This is a genomic window from Cellulosimicrobium cellulans (assembly GCF_042723955.1).
GTDB classification, from domain to species: Bacteria; Actinomycetota; Actinomycetes; order Actinomycetales; family Cellulomonadaceae; genus Cellulosimicrobium; species Cellulosimicrobium cellulans_H.
The window spans coordinates 7,957-23,810 of record NZ_JBHXIC010000036.1 but is presented as its reverse complement, the minus strand read 5'-3'; the positions used below and the strand labels follow the sequence as shown (position 1 = coordinate 23,810).

The 15,854-nt window shown below is 75.5% G+C and carries 16 protein-coding genes; 8 read left to right on the top strand and 8 right to left on the bottom strand.

The annotated features are described in order from the left end of the window. The first annotated feature begins 24 nt into the window (after positions 1-24). Positions 25-1,275 (top strand): threonine ammonia-lyase, encoded by a 1,251-nt coding sequence (gene ilvA / locus ACFWH7_RS11625; RefSeq protein WP_378216681.1) that lies wholly within the window; start codon positions 25-27, stop codon positions 1,273-1,275. Positions 1,276-1,336: 61 nt separating this feature from the next. On the opposite strand, the gene greA is transcribed toward ilvA, so the two are convergent. Continuing rightward, positions 1,337-1,819, bottom strand: a complete 483-nt coding sequence (gene greA / locus ACFWH7_RS11620; RefSeq protein ID WP_047232065.1) for a transcription elongation factor GreA — start codon at positions 1,817-1,819, stop codon at positions 1,337-1,339. Positions 1,820-2,126: 307 nt separating this feature from the next. After that, complete coding sequence (locus tag ACFWH7_RS11615) at positions 2,127-2,561, bottom strand: DUF4307 domain-containing protein (protein ID WP_378216663.1); 435 nt, start codon at positions 2,559-2,561, stop codon at positions 2,127-2,129. A gap of 195 nt (positions 2,562-2,756) precedes the next feature. Here ACFWH7_RS11615 and mca point away from each other — a divergent pair, with 195 nt between their 5' ends. From mca to ACFWH7_RS11600, 3 genes are read left to right on the top strand one after another with little or no spacing between them, the layout of a single operon-like run. Next, entirely contained in the window at positions 2,757-3,698 is a 942-nt protein-coding gene (gene mca / locus ACFWH7_RS11610; RefSeq protein ID WP_047232067.1) for a mycothiol conjugate amidase Mca, read from the top strand. Continuing rightward, on the top strand, positions 3,695-4,078 hold the full coding sequence (locus tag ACFWH7_RS11605) for a hypothetical protein (protein ID WP_378216661.1): 384 nt from the start codon (positions 3,695-3,697) through the stop codon (positions 4,076-4,078). The genes mca and ACFWH7_RS11605 overlap by 4 nt, the downstream gene beginning before the upstream one ends. Positions 4,079-4,080: 2 nt before the next feature. Further along, positions 4,081-4,887 (top strand): carbon-nitrogen hydrolase family protein, encoded by an 807-nt coding sequence (locus ACFWH7_RS11600; RefSeq protein WP_378216660.1) that lies wholly within the window; start codon positions 4,081-4,083, stop codon positions 4,885-4,887. Positions 4,888-4,926: 39 nt separating this feature from the next. Here the strand turns inward: ACFWH7_RS11600 and trhA are convergent, their stop codons facing one another. Continuing rightward, positions 4,927-5,670, bottom strand: coding sequence for a PAQR family membrane homeostasis protein TrhA (trhA, locus tag ACFWH7_RS11595; protein ID WP_378216658.1), 744 nt, complete (start codon positions 5,668-5,670; stop codon positions 4,927-4,929). Between the two features lie 293 nt (positions 5,671-5,963). On the opposite strand from trhA, the gene ACFWH7_RS11590 reads away from it, so the two are divergent. From ACFWH7_RS11590 to ACFWH7_RS11580, 3 genes are all read left to right on the top strand, one after another. After that, a complete protein-coding gene (locus ACFWH7_RS11590) occupies positions 5,964-6,725 on the top strand; it encodes an isoprenyl transferase (RefSeq protein WP_047232070.1) in 762 nt (253 codons plus the stop codon). A 91-nt stretch (positions 6,726-6,816) separates the two neighbouring features. Continuing rightward, positions 6,817-7,329 (top strand): MarR family winged helix-turn-helix transcriptional regulator, encoded by a 513-nt coding sequence (locus tag ACFWH7_RS11585; protein WP_378216657.1) that lies wholly within the window; start codon positions 6,817-6,819, stop codon positions 7,327-7,329. 68 nt (positions 7,330-7,397) lie between these two features. Beyond that, positions 7,398-8,609, top strand: a complete 1,212-nt coding sequence (locus ACFWH7_RS11580; RefSeq protein ID WP_378216656.1) for a glycerate kinase — start codon at positions 7,398-7,400, stop codon at positions 8,607-8,609. A 45-nt stretch (positions 8,610-8,654) separates the two neighbouring features. On the opposite strand, the gene ACFWH7_RS11575 is transcribed toward ACFWH7_RS11580, so the two are convergent. Then, positions 8,655-9,866: an AAA family ATPase gene (locus ACFWH7_RS11575; RefSeq protein WP_378216655.1), complete on the bottom strand. Its 1,212-nt coding sequence runs from the start codon at positions 9,864-9,866 to the stop codon at positions 8,655-8,657. A 210-nt stretch (positions 9,867-10,076) separates the two neighbouring features. On the opposite strand from ACFWH7_RS11575, the gene ACFWH7_RS11570 reads away from it, so the two are divergent. Further along, positions 10,077-10,736 carry a manganese efflux pump MntP gene (locus ACFWH7_RS11570; protein WP_378216654.1) on the top strand — a complete coding sequence of 220 codons (660 nt, stop codon included), beginning with the start codon at positions 10,077-10,079 and terminating at the stop codon, positions 10,734-10,736. Positions 10,737-10,821: 85 nt separating this feature from the next. Here the strand turns inward: ACFWH7_RS11570 and ACFWH7_RS11565 are convergent, their stop codons facing one another. The 4 genes from ACFWH7_RS11565 to ACFWH7_RS11550 all read right to left on the bottom strand — a co-directional run. After that, entirely contained in the window at positions 10,822-11,229 is a 408-nt protein-coding gene (locus ACFWH7_RS11565; protein ID WP_378216653.1) for a RidA family protein, read from the bottom strand. A 53-nt stretch (positions 11,230-11,282) separates the two neighbouring features. Next, entirely contained in the window at positions 11,283-12,656 is a 1,374-nt protein-coding gene (locus ACFWH7_RS11560) for an alanine racemase (protein ID WP_378216652.1), read from the bottom strand. Positions 12,657-12,702: 46 nt separating this feature from the next. After that, on the bottom strand, positions 12,703-14,367 hold the full coding sequence (locus tag ACFWH7_RS11555; protein WP_378216651.1) for an N-acyl-D-amino-acid deacylase family protein: 1,665 nt from the start codon (positions 14,365-14,367) through the stop codon (positions 12,703-12,705). Further along, positions 14,364-15,854 (bottom strand): beta-N-acetylhexosaminidase (locus tag ACFWH7_RS11550; protein ID WP_378216650.1); only part of this gene is annotated, 1,491 nt, incomplete at its 5' end. The genes ACFWH7_RS11550 and ACFWH7_RS11555, both read right to left, overlap by 4 nt.

Below are 15,854 nucleotides of genomic sequence, written 5' to 3'. Positions count from 1 at the left end.
CGAGGCTCGGCGTCTGCGGCCGGGCTGCCGCCCCCGATCGACGACGTCCGCGACGCCGCCCGCCTGCTCGACGGCGTCGCGTACCGCACCCCGGTCCAGACGACGCGCGCCATCAGCGAGGCCGCGGGCGTCCGCGTGCTGCTCAAGTGCGAGAACCTCCAGCGCGCCGGGTCGTTCAAGGTGCGCGGCGCGTACGTGCGCATGGCACGCCTGAGCGACGACGAGAAGGCGCGCGGCGTCGTCGCGGCGAGCGCCGGCAACCATGCGCAGGGCGTCGCGTTCGCGGCCGGTCTGCTCGGCATCCGCGCCGTCGTCTACATGCCCGTCGATGCCGCGCTGCCCAAGGTCGCGGCGACGCGCCAGTACGGCGCCGAGGTCCGGCTCGTCGGCGCCGACGTGGACGAGACGCTCGCCGCCGCACGCGCCGAGGCCGAGCGGACCGGCGCCGTCTTCATCCACCCGTTCGACCACCCCGACGTCGTCGCCGGTCAGGCGACGATCGCGCTGGAGATCCTCGAGCAGGTGCCCGACGTCCGGACCGTGATCGCGCCGCTCGGCGGTGGCGGGCTCGTCGCGGGCCTCGCCGGGGCGTTCGCGCAGACGGCGCCGCACGTGCGCGTGATCGGGGTGCAGGCGGAGCGCGCCGCCGCCTACCCGGGCTCGCTCGCCGCAGGAGAGCCGACGACGGCGCGGCTCGCCGCGACGATGGCCGACGGCATCGCGGTCGGGACGCCCGGGCACGTGCCGTTCGGGATCCTGGCCCAGCACGGCGTCGAGGTCCGCACGGTGACCGAGGAGGAGATCTCCCGGTCGCTGCTCATGGTCGCCGAGCGCGCCAAGCTGCTCGTCGAGCCCGCCGGGGCCACCGGCGTCGCCGCGCTCCTCTCCGGGACGGCCGCCGTCGACGCGGGCGCGGCGGACCCGGTCGAGGGGCCCGTCGTCGTCGTCCTGTCCGGGGGGAACATCGACCCGCTCGTGCTGCTGCGGGTCGTGCGGCACGGCCTCGCGGCGGCCGGTCGGTACATCCAGCTCCAGGTGCTGCTCGACGACCGTCCCGGTGCCCTCGCGCGCATGCTCGAGGTCATCGCGACCAAGCGCGGCAACATCATGCACATCGACCACGACCGCACCGACGTGGGCCTCGCGATCGGCGAGGCGTGGGTGCGCATGCAGGTGGAGACCAAGGGCCCGGAGCACTGCGACGAGCTCGTCGCGCACCTGCGCTCCGAGGGCTACCGCGTCGAGCGCAGCGACGGCGGCTCGCCCCGCCTCTGACGACGACGGCCCGGCACCTCCGCAGAGGGGCCGGGCCGTCGGAGCGTCCGTGGGTGGCGCGTCAGCCCTCGAAGGGCTTCGCGGCGACGATCTTCACGGCGATCTCGTTGCCGTTGGGCGCGGTGTAGCTCGTCTCGTCGCCGACGGTCTTGCCGTCGATCGCGGCGCCGAGCGGCGACGTCGGCGAGTACACGTCGAGGTCGGTCGTGCCGGCGATCTCGCGCGAGCCGAGGAGGAACGTCATCTCGTCGCCCGCGACGACCGCGGTGACGACCATGCCGGCCTCGACCATGCCGTCGTCCGGCGGGGTCCCGACCTGCACGTTGCGCAGCTTCTCGGTGAGCTCGCGGATGCGGGCCTCGTTCTTGGCCTGCTCCTCACGCGCGGCGTGGTAGCCGCCGTTCTCCTTGAGGTCCCCCTCGTCGCGCGCGGCGGCGATGCGCTCCGCGATCTCGGTACGGCCCTCGCCGGACAGGTGGGCGAGCTCGGCCTGCAGCCTGTCGTACGCCTCCTGGGTCAGCCAGGTGACGGTGGTGTCGGTCACGGTTCGCTCCTTCCTTTCCATGGTCGACGGCCGGGTCGGTCGCACGGCCGTACGGGTACGGGCAGCCGGGGCGCGTGCGTTCGCGGTGCGCCTGCCTGCCCGGGTCGGTGACGCTGGCCGGGTGGCAGCGCGTAGGACTGGTCTCCCGCTGGTCGCCGGGTCGCCCGGAGGACGCGTGCCTGTCACCAGCACGCAGTCTCGGGCTCCACACGGTCGGGTGCGGGAATCCCTCAGGATAGCAAAGCACAGGGTGCCGACAGCGACGCCGCAGGTCAGCGAGCGCGCGCGGCCGACGCCCCGGGGTGCGTCACGGGACGACGCGGCAGGACTGGACGATGCCCGTCGTGGCGAGCTCGGAGGTCGCCACGCTCACCGTGTACCGCGACTCCGTGACCTCGACCGGGCCGACCGTCACGTCGACCGTCCCGACCTGGGCGAAGCTGTCGGCGAGGGCGTCGAGCGTGCACGTCGCCGTCGTCCCCGGGTCCATGTAGACCTCGAACGTCACGTCGACGCGCTCCGGGCTCACGACGGTGTACCCGAAGTCCTTGAACCGCACCGGCTCGTTCGCGTACCGCAGCCCGATGACGAGCGTGATCGCGAGCCCGACGATCGCGACGAGCACGATCCCGACGACGGCCAGACGTCGGCGCCGCTCGGTCGGCTCGGGGCCGTAGCGGCCCGCCGGCGGTCGCAGGGGGGCGCCCGGGCTCGGCTGCGGGGCGGTGGTCTCGTTCGTCATGGTGCGGTCCCGTGGTCGGTGCCGCCGCGTCCGGTCGCGGACCCGGCGTCCTGCCGGTGGTCCCGGCGGTTCGTCAGGTGTGGGCGCGGTGGGGGATCATGTCCTCGACCCATCTTCGCAGAGCCCGGGCGCTCGTCGTGCACCCACGACGGGCCCGGCCGTGCGAGGAGACGTACGACGTACCCGGGAGGACCAGTGGCCGAACCCGCGGCCGGATCGACCACCCACCGCGAGCAGCCGGAGACGCTCCGTCTCCTGGCCGTGCACGCACACCCCGACGACGAGTCGAGCAAGGGCGCCGCGACGGCCGCCCGCTACGCGGCCGAGGGCGTCGACGTGCTCGTCGCGACGTGCACGGGCGGTGAGCGCGGCGACATCCTCAACCCGAGCTTCGGCGAGGGGCCCGACGGCATCGAGGGCATGCGCGCCCTGCGCCGGGTCGAGATGGCGTCCGCTGCGCGCGCGCTCGGCGTGCGCCAGCAGTGGCTCGGGTTCGTCGACTCGGGGCTCCCGGAGGGCGACCCGCTGCCCCCGCTGCCCGAGGGCTCGTTCGGGCTGGTCCCGCTCGAGGAGGCGGCCGCGCCGCTCGTCGAGCTCGTGCGCGAGTTCCGGCCCCACGTCGTCACGACGTACGACCCCTCGGGCGGCTACCCCCACCCCGACCACGTCATGTGCCACCGCGTCGCGTTCGAGGCGTTCCACGCCGCGGGCGACCCCGACCGCTACCGCCGCGAGGGCGGCGCGGCGCCGTGGGCGCCGCTCAAGCTGTACTACAACCACGACTTCTCGATGAACCGGATCCGCACGCTGCACGAGGCGATGCAGGGCGCCGGCCTGGAGTCGCCGTTCGGCGACTGGGTCGAGTCCCGGTCCGCGCGGGAGATCCCCGAGCGCGAGGTCACGACCCGCGTCCACGTCGCGCGCTACTACGCGCAGCGAGACGCGGCGCTCATCGCGCACGCCTCGCAGATCGACCCCGACGGCTTCTTCTTCGCGATCCCGCGCGACCTCGAGGTCGACGTGTGGCCGTTCGAGGAGTTCGAGCTCGCCGAGTCGCGCGTGCCCACGCAGCTGCCCGAGGACGACCTCTTCGCGGGCGTCCGCGAGCTCGTCGCGAGCGAGGGGGCGGCCTCATGACCCCGACGACGTCCCTCGCGGACTCCCTGGCGGCGACCGGTGCGGGCGGCCCGGGCTGGGCGGCCGACGTCGTCGCCGAGACCGCGACGCCGAGCCCCTCGGACGACCCCCTGCGCGAGGACCTCGACCCGAACGACGTGTCGCCGGGCCTCGTCGGCTTCCTCGCGATCTTCGCGGTGGCCCTCGCGACCGTCGGCCTGTTCTTCGCGCTGTCCCGCCAGCTCCGGCGCATGCGGCACAACGCCGAGGTGCAGGGCATCGGCGCGGACGGGCCGTTGGAGCCGGGTGACGACGCGACCTCCGACGGCGAGTCGCCCGACGGCGCACCGGGCGGCGGCGCTCCCGACGGGGCACCCGGCGGTCCCGCGCGGCAGGGCTGACCGTGGCCACCGGGGCGCGGGTCACGATCGGCCAGCTCGAGGTGTCGGCCGACCACGCGGCCAACCTCGTCACGGTCGGCGCCGCGTTCCGGGAGGCGGCGCGCGTGCGCGCGGACCTGCTCGTGCTCCCCGAGTACGCGGCGGGCTTCGACCCGCGGGGTACGGGCGCCGAGCACGCCGAGCCCCTCGACGGGCCGTTCGTGACGACCCTGCGCCGGCTCGCGCGCGAGCACGGCGTCGCCGTGATCGCGGGCACGCTCGTGCCCGGCAGCGCGGCGGGGCGCGCGGTCAACGTGGTGGTCGCCGTCGACGCGTCCGGCGAGCTCGTGGGCACCTACCGCAAGGTGCACCTCTACGACGCGTTCGGGCACCGCGAGTCAGACCGGCTCGACGCCGGGGACCCGGCGGCGCCCCCGCTGGTGCTGCCCGTCGGCGACCTGACCTTCGGCGTCATGACCTGCTACGACCTGAGGTTCCCCGAGAGTGCGCGGCGGCTGGTCGACGCCGGTGCGGACGTGCTCGTGGTGCCCGCGGCGTGGGCTGCGGGCGACCTCAAGGCGGACCAGTGGCGCACCCTGGCCCGGGCGCGGGCCATCGAGAACACCGCCGTCGTGCTCGCGGTCGGCCAGGCGGGCAAGGGCGTGACCGGCCGCTCGCTCCTCGTCGGCCCGGACGGCCAGGTCGGCCTCGAGCTGGGCGAGCGCGCCGAGCTGCGCAGCGCCGACCTCGACCCCGCGGCCCTGGCGGGCGTGCGCGAGCGCAACCCGTCCCTCGCCAACCGCCGCTACGCCGTCGTCCCGAAGGACTGAGCACGCCGGACCGAGCGGGGCAGCGGCCCGGGCGGCCACTCAGCGCGCGGCGACCGCCGCGAGCATGATCGCGACGTAGTGGCACGTGAACCCGACGACGGTGAGCACGTGGAAGATCTCGTGGAAGCCGAACCAGCGGGGGCTGGGGTTCGGCTTCTTGATGCCGTAGACGACGGCGCCGAGCGTGTAGGCGAGGCCGCCCGCGGCGACGAGCCAGACGATCGCCGGTCCGTTCGTCGTGGTCCAGAACTGCGGCATGTAGCCGACGGCGACCCAGCCGAGGGCGACGTAGATCGGCACGTAGACCCAGCGCGGGGCGTCGAGCCACAGGATCCGGGCGAGGAGGCCGAGCACGGCGCCGCCCCACACGATCGCGAGCAGGATCGTCGCGGTCCGCTGGGGGAGGAGGAGCACGGCGAGGGGCGTGTAGGTGCCGGCGATGATGAGGAAGATGTTCGAGTGGTCGGCGCGGCGGAGGACCCCCGCGACGCGCGGCGACCACGTGCCGCGGTGGTAGACCGCGCTGGTGCCGAAGAGCAAGCACGCGCTGAGCCCGAAGATCGCGCACGACACCTTGCCCGCGACCGGCGGCGCGACGACGACGAGGACGATGCTCGCGACGAGGACGAAGGGGAACGTCCCGGCGTGGATCCACCCGCGCAGGAGCGGCTTGACCGCCTCGGCGACCTTCTCGACGGCGTCGCCCACGCTCTCGCGGACGCTCTCCAGGGCGCCGGCGTCGGGTGCGCCGGGGGTGGGGTCGCTGTCGGTCGGTCGGTCCACGGCGTCTCCTCGGGGTCGTGCCGGATCAGGCGCGGTCAGGGTCGTGCTCGGTCTTGCGGGGCCGCGCGCGGCGCCGCCCCGATCAACCTACGCCATCGTAGGTTACGGCAGCGTAGGTTGACGACCGTGTGCCGCGGCGCGGTGTGAAGATCCTGGGCAGGGGCGTGCGCGGCCGCCGCTGCCCTGCCGTCCGGGCGGTGCGGGGCGGTAGCGTGTGCGCGTTCGGCCCGCGCGTCCCGACCAGGGATCAGCCTGCCGGGCGACACCCGTCCTTCCACCGTCGAGGAACCGTCGTGCGCCTGCCCCGCCCTGTCTACGGACTCTACGAGCGTCGCCTCGCCGCGACTCTCTCGCACGAGAGCGTGCCTCGCCACGTGGGCGTCATCCTCGACGGCAACCGGCGCTGGGCGCGCTCGTTCGGCGAGTCGACGGCGACGGGCCACCGCCGCGGCGCGGACAAGATCGCGGAGTTCCTGGGCTGGAGCGAGGACCAGGGCGTCGAGGTCGTCACGCTGTGGATGCTCTCGACCGACAACCTGTCCCGCTCGCAGGAGGAGCTCTCCGCGCTGCTCGACATCATCGAGGACGCGGTGCGCGACCTCGCCGACTCGGGCCGCTGGCGCCTGCGCGTCATGGGCCGGCTCGACCTGCTTCCCGAGCGCCTCACGGCCGCGCTGCGCGAGGCGCAGCAGCGCACGGCCTCCGTGGACGGGCTCCAGGTGAACGTGGCCATCGGCTACGGCGGCCGGCACGAGATCGCCGACGCGGTGCGGTCCTACCTCCGCGAGCAGGCTGCCGCGGGCGCGCGGCTCCAGGACCTCGCGGAGAACCTCGACGTCGAGCACATCGAGGAGCACCTGTACACCAAGGGTCAGCCGGACCCGGAGCTCGTCATCCGCACGTCGGGCGAGCAGCGCCTCGGCGGGTTCCTGCTGTGGCAGAGCGCGCACTCCGAGTTCTACTTCTGCGAGGCGTACTGGCCGGACTTCCGGCGCGTGGACTACCTGCGTGCGCTCCGCGCCTACTCCCAGCGCGAGCGCCGGCTCGGCCGCTGACCCCTGCCCAGCGGGTAAGGTCGATGCGAACGCATCGATCAATCCGTCCGGGGGTGTCATGGTCGAGCAGGGCCACGGCGAGCACGGGCCGATGACCCCACCGGGTCACGGGAGCCCGCGGCTCGCGGTCGAGACGTGGGAGTCGCTCTTCCGGGCACAGGTCACGGTCATGCGCCGGCTCCGGTCGGACCCCGTCTGGGACGGCCTGACCCTGCGCGAGTACGACGTGCTCTTCTCGCTCACCAAGGGCCCCGACGAGGGGATGCGCCTGCGCGACCTCAACGTCTACATCCTGCTCAGCCAGCCCTCGCTGAGCCGCATGGTGGACCGGCTGGCGACGCGCGGCCTCGTCGAGCGCACGTCCGCGCCCGACGACGCGCGCGGCACGCTCGTCCGGCTCACCCCGGCGGGTCGGGACCTCCAGCGGGCGACCGGCCGCGCGCACGCCCGGGCCATCGCGACGTACGTGGGCGGGGCGCTCGACGACGACGAGCTCGCGACGCTCGGCGGGCTCCTCGAGCGGTTGCGCGCGGCCCAGCAGGTGATCCCGGACGTGGTCCGTGAGGCGGTCCCCGAGCCGCGGACGGACGAGCGCCGATCCTGAGCGCTGTGGCGGGGAACACGTCCGCTCCGTCCGTTCCCGCGCGGACCGGACGGGTCCCGCTGCCTAGGATGCGAAGCGTGTCCTCAACGCCGAGCACCACCCCGACCGGTCCCGCCCAGCCGCGCCCCGACGGCCCCCTGCGCGTCGTCGTCGCGCCCGACTCGTTCAAGGGCAGCCTGAGCGCCGCAGACGTCGCGCGCGCGGTCGCCGCCGGGATCCGCAGCGTCGTCCCCGACGCCGACGTCGTCGAGCTCCCCATGGCCGACGGCGGCGAGGGGACCCTCGAGGCGCTCCTCGCGGTGTGGGGCGTGCCGGCGCGCGAGGTCGCGACGGTCGACGCGATCGGACGCCCGCGCACCGCGCGGTACGGGGTCTCCGCCGACGGGCGCCTGGGCGTCGTGGAGCTCGCGGAGGCGAGCGGCCTGCCGCAGGTGAGCGACGTCACGCTCCAGCCCCTGCACGCGCACACCCTCGGCACCGGGGCGGCAGCCGCGGCCGTGCTCGACGCGGGCGTGGACGAGGTGATCGTGTGCCTCGGCGGGTCGGCGTCGACCGACGGCGGCGCGGGGATCCTCACGGGTCTCGGCGCGCGGCTCCTGGACGCCGCCGGCGCGCAGGTGCCCGACGGCGGCGAGGGGCTCGCGCGCGTCGCACGCCTGGACCTGTCCGGGCTGCACCCGCGCGCCCGCGACGTGCGCTGGCGCCTCGCGGTCGACGTGACCAACCCCCTGCACGGCGAGCGGGGCGCCGCCCACGTGTTCGGCCCGCAGAAGGGCGCCCAGGAGGCGGACGTCGCGTTCCTCGACGACGCGCTGCGCCGCTGGGCGGGCGTGCTCGTCGAGGAGGCCGGGTTCGACGTGTCCGAGCTCGCGGGGGCGGGCGCCGCCGGAGGTGTGCCTGCGGCCATGGTCGGCGTCCTCGGTGCCGAGCTGGAGCCCGGCGCGCGTCTCGTCGCCGAGGCCGTCGGGCTGCCGGACGCGATCCGTCGTGCGGACCTGGTCGTCACGGGCGAGGGGTCGTTCGACTCGCAGTCGGTCAACGGGAAGGTCGCCGACGCGATGGGCGCGCTCGCCGCCGAGGCGCCGCACCGCCCGCCCGTCGTCGTGCTCGCGGGGCGCGTCCTGCTGCCGGCGCACCAGGCGCGCGACGCCGGCATCGCCGCGGCGTTCAGCATCGCACCCGGTCCCATCGAGCTCGACGAGCTCCTCGACCGGACGGCCTCCCGGCTGACCGACCTCGCCGCGACGGTCACGAGCCTCCACGTCGCCTCGCGGCGCTGACCGCCCCGAGACAGGGCTCGCGCCCCGGGGCCCGCGCCGTCGGTGTCACCGCCGGGGCCAGGTCCAGGGCGGCTGGTCGAGCAGGCCCTCACGCCCGGCGACCGTCGTCTCGCCGAACGGCGAGCGGACGAGCTCGACCTCGAGGAGGTCGTCGGGACCCGGCAGGTCGGCCGGGCCCGACGCCGTCGCGTCCCGCAGCGCCTCGACGAGCGGCGCCGCGTGGGTCACGACGACGACCTGCGTCTCCCGGGCTGCTGCGTGCACGAGCGCGCCGAGCGCGGGCAGCAGGTCGGGGTGCAGGCTCGTCTCGGGCTCGTTGAGCACGAGGAGCTCGGGCGGGCGCGGCGAGAGCAGCGCGGCGACGAGGAACAGGTAGCGCAGCGTCCCGTCGCTCAGCTCGGCGCCGGTGAGCGGCCGCAGCAGACCGTGCTGGTGGAGGGCGAGCTCGAACCGTCCGTCGTCGGCCTGCACGGCGAGGCGGCTCCCGGGGAACGCGCGCGCGACGGCGGCGTCGAGCTCGTCGCCCCGGCCGAGGTCGCGCACGGTCTCGAGCGCCGCGGCGAGGTCTGCGCCGTCGTGCGCGAGGACCGGCGTGCGGGTGCCGACCTGCGGCGCACGCGCCGGGGCGCCGGCGTCGGTGCGGAGCTGGTCGTAGAAGCGCCACGAGCGCAGGGTCTCCCGCACCGCGACGACCTCCGGCGCGCCCACGGGGTCGACGAGCTCGGTGAGCACGCTGTCGAACGACCGGAGGCGAGCGGGTGAGGAGACCCAGCCTCCGGCGTCGTCCCGCACGCGGACGGCGGGCCCGCGCCGCTCGACCTGGAGCGTCGCGGGGCGCGGGGCCGGCCCGGACCAGATCGTCTCGACCTTGATCTCCGGGTCGAGGCCGAACGCCGAGCCGGGGTGCTGGGGCAGTCCGAGGTCGACGGCGTAGCCGAGGTCACCCGGAGCAGCGCCCGTGAACCCCAGCCGCAGCGCGACGGGCGCGGTCCGCCGGGTACCCTGCACCGGGCCGCCGTCACGCAGCGCGCGGTTGCCGCCCTGCTCCGGCCCGGCCCACAGCGTCGAGCGCAGCCCGCCCTCGCGGGCGACCGCCCCCACCGCGCCCCCGAGCGCGCACTCCGCGAGCAGGCGCAGCGCACGGTACAGGCTCGACTTCCCCGTGCCGTTGGCCCCGGTCACGACCGTGAGCCGGTCGAGCGGCAGGACCAGGCTCCGCAGCGAGCGGTAGCCCTCCACGGCGATCGTCGCGAGCATCGTCACCTCCGCCGCGCACGCTACGCGTCGCCTCCCACGCGGACCCAGCCGTGCCGCGGACGCCCGCACCCCGAGGTTGTGGACGTCCGCATCCAGGAATTCGGGAAAGCGCGACCGGGAATGCTGGAATCCACGTCCGGAAATGCCGAGACCAGCGTCACCACCACGCACCTGGACGCCTTCGACCGGCGCTTTCTAGGCTGCTTTCTCGTGGGAATTCTCGAGCTCGTGGTGGTCGCCGTCGCGCTCGCGGCGGACGCGTTCGCCGTGGCGCTCGCGCAGGGCACCCGGATGCGGCGCCCGACGTGGCGCGAGACGGCGCGCGTCGCGGTCCTCTTCGGGCTCTTCCAGGCCCTCATGCCGCTCGCCGGGTGGGCGTTGTCCACGTGGTTCGCCGACGCGGTCTCCGGCGCGGCGCCGTGGATCGCGTGCGGGATGCTCGCCTTCGTGGGCGCGCACATGGTCAAGGAGGGCCTCCAGGACGAGGCCGAGCACGCCGTCGAGCACGTGGAGGGACCCGCGCGCGAGCGGGCCGTGCCTGCGGACGGCGTTGCCTCCGGCGCGCCGGCGGCGGTCGCGACGCTCGCGCCGCCCGTCACCCGGCGCCCCCGGGTGGCCTACCGCGTGCTGCTCCCGCTCGCGATCGCGACGTCGATCGACGCCGCCGCCTCGGGTGTCACGTTCGCGGTGCTCGGTGTCCCGATCCTCCCCGCCGTCGCGCTCGTGGGCGTCGTGACGCTCGTGCTGTCCGGGCTCGGGGTGCGCCTCGGCGCCCGTGTGGGCGAGCGTCTGGGCCGCTGGGCGACGGTCGCGGGCGGCGTCGTGCTCGTCCTGCTCGGCGTGCGCATCCTGCTCGCACGTCTGCTCTGACCCGCCGACCGGCTGTGGGCACGAGACGGGCCCGGTTCTCGACCGAGAACCGGGCCCCTTTCATGCCCACAGCGCGGGGCGGGAATCAGGCGGTGATGGCGAAGGCGTCGATCTCGACGAGCATCTCCTCGCGCGGCAGGCCCGTGAACACCGTGGTGCGGCTGGGGAGCACGCCGTTGGTGGTGTGCTGGGCGACGAACGCGCCGTAGGCGTCGTTCATGATGGGGAAGTCCTCGCGCTTGGTGAGGTAGACGCGCAGCATCACGACGTCGTCGAACGTCGCGCCGGACGCCTCGACGATCGCACGCACGTTCTCGAGCGTGCGCGTGGTCTGGGCGGCGACGTCCCCGGGGTACAGGTACTCGTTCGTCGCGGGGTCGACGGGCCCCTGGCCCGAGACCTGGACGAACGGGCCCTTGCGCACGCCCTGGTGGAACGTGTGCGCGGGGGCCGGGGCGTCGGGGGTCGAGATCGCGGTCTTCTCGCTGGTCATGAGGTCCTCTCGGTTCTACGGGGTCGCTGGGTGGACGTGGTCTGAGGCGATGGTCAGAGGTCGATGGTCGCGAGGTCCACGACCTCGTCGCCGCGCACGACGGCGGCCACGCGCCAGCGGTCGAACGTCGTGCAGGGGTGGGAGATGCCGAACCCGACGACGTCGCCCGGGCGCACCTGGGCGGTCGCGGGGCCGGTGACCTGGCTGGCACCTGGTTCTCCCGCGTCGAGCGCGAGGTAGAGGTGCTGGTCGTTGAGCGCGGTGACACGTGTCCCGGCGAGCTCGCGCGCGGGCAGCCAGCCGTCGTCGGACTGCGAGCGCAGCCACAGCGCGACGGGCAGGTCGATGTCGAACGACACGTCGCGGCGCCCGATGCCGCAGATCGCGAGGCCGGGCTCCGGGACGGACAGCACCTGGCCCCAGACCGTCGCGGCGCCCCGCAGCGGCTCCGCGCCGGGGATGCGGCTCCACGGGTCGGTGCGCGAGTAGAAGCCGTGGTCGTGCGTGACGTACGCGCCCGAGCGGACGACGACGCGGACCTCGGCCTCGCGCCCGTCGGCGCCCGGGACCGGTCCGGGCAGCTCGGCTAGCACGACGTCGAGGAACGAGCTGCCGCCCGCGGACAGCACGAGGGGCTCGTCGACGCCCGCGAGGCCCTCGCGGGCGAGCGCGGCGCCGAGGTCGCGCAGCCCGTCGCACCACGCGGCGACGGCGGCGAGCTCGTCGTCGGTCGTGCCGCCCGCGACCGAGCCCTCGTACCCCGTGACGCCGAGCAGGCGGAGACCGGACGCGTGGACCGCGCGCGCGAGGTCGAGCGCGGCCGCGGTGCTGCGCACCCCCGTGCGCCCGCCCGGGACGCCGAGCTCGACGAGCACGCCGAGGCGCGCCCGGAGGGCGGCGGGCGCGTCGGCGAACCCGCGCGCGAGCAGGTCGACGCCGTGCGGCGAGTCCACGCACAGCCACACCTCGTCGGGGGCACCGTCGAGGACGCCCGACAGGTCGTCGCGCAGCCACGCGATCTCGCGCGGGTCGAGCAGCTCGTTCGCGAGCAGCACGCGCGGGACGCCCCAGTCGCGCACGGTCCGCAGCTGCGACGGCGTGGCGACCGTCGCCCCCCACGCACCCGCGGCGGCCTGCCGCGCGTAGAGGGCGCGCGACATGGTGGTCTTCACGTGCGGCGCGTGCTCGACACCGCGCTCCGCGCACAGGCGCGCGACGACGCCGACGTTGTGGTCGAGCGTCGCGTCGTCGAGCGTGAGCAGCGGCCAGGAGAAGGCGTCGTCCGTGACGCGCGGCGAGCCCGCGACCACGTCCGCGACGGTCGCCGGGGCGTCGAGCCGCAGTCCCTTGGTCCGTGGCCCGACGCCGTCGCCCGACCAGGGGCGATCGGGTGCGGGACGTGCGGCGTCGTCCGTCGTGCCGGTCATGAGGTCCTCCTCGGGAGCGGGTCTCTCGTGCTGGACGGCTCGCGGCTCACGCTGCCGGCACCCCCGCGCCCGGGCGCAGCGGCCGGCCCGGGAGGGCGTCGGTGAGCGTGCCGTCGCGCAGGACGGGCACGCCGGCCACGAGCACGTCGTCCACGCCCGACGCCGGACGGCGCGGGTCCTCGTACGTCGCCTCGTCGCGTACCCGGTCGGGGTCGACGAGCGCGAGGTCCGCGACCGCCCCCGGCGCCACCACGCCGCGCCCGGCGAGAGCGAACCGTGCGGCGGGTCGCGTCGACAGGTGCGTGACGGCGTCGTGCCACGTCCAGTCCCCGAGCGTACGCACGTGCTCGGCGAGGAAGCGCGCGAAGGCGCCCCACCCGCGCGGATGGGGGCGTCCGCCGGCATAGATCGCGTCCGACCCGCCGACGTGCGCGCGGTGGCGCAGCAGGGCGCGCACGGACTCGGGCGAGTTGGTCGGGGGCTGGGCGAACACGCACGAGGCGCGCAGGCGCGTCGCGACGAGCAGGTGCACCGCGGCCTGGGCGGGGGTCATGCCCAGGCGGGCGGCGACGTCGGGCAGGGCCATGCCCTCGGCCCAGGTCAGGTCGTCGGCGGGTCCGCCGTGGAGCGCGCCGGCAGCGGTGCCGGTGGGGACGGCGGCCATGGTGACGCGGGGCCACAGGTCGGTCAGGGCGGGGAAGTGCTCGCGGTGCAGGCGGTCGAGCACGGCCGGGTCGGTCAGGGCGGCCACGGTCGCGTCGACGTCGGCGATGGGCAGCCAGGTCGGCAGGGACACCATCGACAGGATCGAGCAGCCGCGCAGGTAGGGATAGGAGTCGAACGTGACGTCCAGGCCCTGGGCATGGGCGTCGTCGACGTACCCCAGCAGCTCGGCGGCCGGGCCGTGGTAGTGCGAGACGTGCGTCGGGACCCCGGACGCGCGCGCGACGCGCACGAGCTCCGCGAACGCCGGGCCTGCCTTGTCCTCGTAGCCGCGCATGTGCGACACGTGGGGGAGCCCGCGCGCCGCGAGGGTGCTCGTGAGGGCGACGAGCTCGGCCTCGTCGGCGTACGTCGCCGGGACGTACTCCAGGCCGGTCGACAGGCCCAGGGCGCCGTCGTCGAGGGCGGCGGTGAGCAGCGCGCGCATGCGGTCGGTCTCGGCGGGTGTCGCGGCGCGGGCGGCGGCGCCCAGGACCGCGTAGCGGATCGTGCCGTGCGGGGCGAGGTAGCCGACGTTCACGCGCGTCGTGCGGTCGTAGGTCGCGAGCAGGTCCGCGACGGACCCGCCGCGGAACGTGGGGTGCTCGCCGTTGATCGCGGCGAAGTACCCGCTCGCCCAGGCCGCGGCGTCGTGCAGGCCCGACGCCGTCTCGTCGCCCGCCGTGTGCTGCCCGCCCGGGGCGGGCGAGGGCGCGTAGGACACCCCGTCCTGCCCGACGACGACGCTCGTCACGCCCTGGCGCAGCATCGCGAGCTGCACGTCCTCGTCCAGGACGGCGGCCTCGCCGTGCACGTGCGCGTCCACGAGCCCCGGCAGCAGCAGACGCCCGTCGGCCTCGACGAACGCCACGTCGTCGGGCAGTGCTCCGGCCCCTGCTGCGGTGGCGACGCTCTCGACCCGGCCCCCGCGGACCGTCACGTCCACGGGGGAGGAGGCACCGCCGTCGGGCTCGACGAGCCGGGCGCCGCGGACCACGAGCGCGCTCATGCGGGGCCGCCCTCGTCCTCGTCGCGGCCCTCGACCCAGCCGCCCACGCCGCGCAGGCCGCCCGCGGCGAGCTCGGCCGCGCGGTCGCGCGGCCAGCCCGCGACGCCCGGCCGGGTCTGCCACGGGTGCGGGCCGTCGAGCGGCCGGTACTCGACCCCGTACGCGTCGAGGCGCGCTAGGTGGTGCGTCACCAGGCGCTCGCGGAACGCGCGCGACGCGGGCGAGCCGGGGGAGCGGTCGGCCTCGGGCGACCACATGACCTCCGCGAACGCCGCGAGGCGGGGGAAGGCGGCGTAGTCGACGCGGCGCGCGGAGTCGAGGTGCTCGGACCACAGCTCGGCCTGACCGCCGAGAAGGGCGCCGGTGCGACCGGCCTCGGTGTGGTCCGTGTCCGTGCTCGCGGCCGCGAGCCCTGTCGGGAGCGGCTCGAACGCGTACACGTCGTCGAGCGTGCTGAGGAACCCGACGGGGACCGGCTCGTCCGGGGCGTCGCCGCCGCGGTGGTCGAGGTAGACGACCTGCTCCGGGGCCATGACGACGTCGTGGTCCGCCGCGAGCGCGTCCGCCCCCACGGCCCAGCCGCGCCACGACGTCACGACGACGTCGCGGGGGAGCGACGGCCCGAACGCCTCGTCCCACACGACCGCGCGGCGACCGCGCGACGCGACGTGCTCCGCGAGCCGGGCGAGGAACCAGCCGTGCAGCCCGCCGACGTCGTCGAGGCCGAGCGCCTCCGCGCGCGCGACGATCGCCGGGCTCTCGCGCCACAGCGTCGTCGGCACCTCGTCGCCGCCGATCGCGACGAACGGTGCGTCGAACACGTCGAGCACCTCGTCGAGCACGTGCCGGAAGAACGTCAGGGACTCCTCGGACGGGTCGAGCACCTCCGTGCTCACGCCCCAGGTGGTGCGGACCTCGTGCGGTTGCTTGCGCGTGCCGAGCTCGGGGTACGCGGCCACGGCGGCCTCGACGTGCCCCGGCGCGTCGATCTCCGGCACGACCGTCACGCCGCGCTCGCGCGCGTAGGCGACGATCTCGCGCAGGTCGTCCTGGGTGTAGTAGCCGCCGTGCGGGCGGCCGTCGAAGACGCCGGCGCGCCACGTGCCGACGCCCGACTCGCGCCGCCACGCCCCGACCTCGGTCAGACGCGGGTAGCGCGCGATCTCCATGCGCCACCCCTGGTCGTCGGTGAGGTGCAGCTGCAGCACGTTGAGCCGGTGCGCCGCGGCGAGGTCGACGAACCGCAGCACGTCGGTCTTGGGCAGGAAGTGGCGCGCGACGTCGAGCAGCACGCCGCGCCACGCGAACCGGGGGTGGTCCGTGATCGTGACGTGCGGGAGGAGCAGAGTCGGCGTGGGGGTGGCGGCGGGAGCGCGGCGGAACGCGGCCGGACCGGCGAGCTGGCGGAGCGTCTGCGCGGCGGCGTGCGCGCCGTGGGGGGGGGGGGGGGGGGTGCCGGACGGCGGGGGCCCCGCGGACGGTCGCTG

Coding starts and splice junctions, on each gene's coding strand:
- ACFWH7_RS11605 (WP_378216661.1), top strand. CDS start 3,695: ATGACCCCGACGACGTCCCTCGCGGACTCCCTGGCGGCGACCGGTGCG.
- ACFWH7_RS11615 (WP_378216663.1), bottom strand. CDS start 2,561: ATGACGAACGAGACCACCGCCCCGCAGCCGAGCCCGGGCGCCCCCCTG.
- ACFWH7_RS11560 (WP_378216652.1), bottom strand. CDS start 12,656: ATGACCGGCACGACGGACGACGCCGCACGTCCCGCACCCGATCGCCCC.
- ACFWH7_RS11575 (WP_378216655.1), bottom strand. CDS start 9,866: ATGCTCGCGACGATCGCCGTGGAGGGCTACCGCTCGCTGCGGAGCCTG.
- ACFWH7_RS11565 (WP_378216653.1), bottom strand. CDS start 11,229: ATGACCAGCGAGAAGACCGCGATCTCGACCCCCGACGCCCCGGCCCCC.
- ACFWH7_RS11585 (WP_378216657.1), top strand. CDS start 6,817: ATGACCCCACCGGGTCACGGGAGCCCGCGGCTCGCGGTCGAGACGTGG.
- ACFWH7_RS11555 (WP_378216651.1), bottom strand. CDS start 14,367: ATGAGCGCGCTCGTGGTCCGCGGCGCCCGGCTCGTCGAGCCCGACGGC.
- ACFWH7_RS11580 (WP_378216656.1), top strand. CDS start 7,398: ATGCGAAGCGTGTCCTCAACGCCGAGCACCACCCCGACCGGTCCCGCC.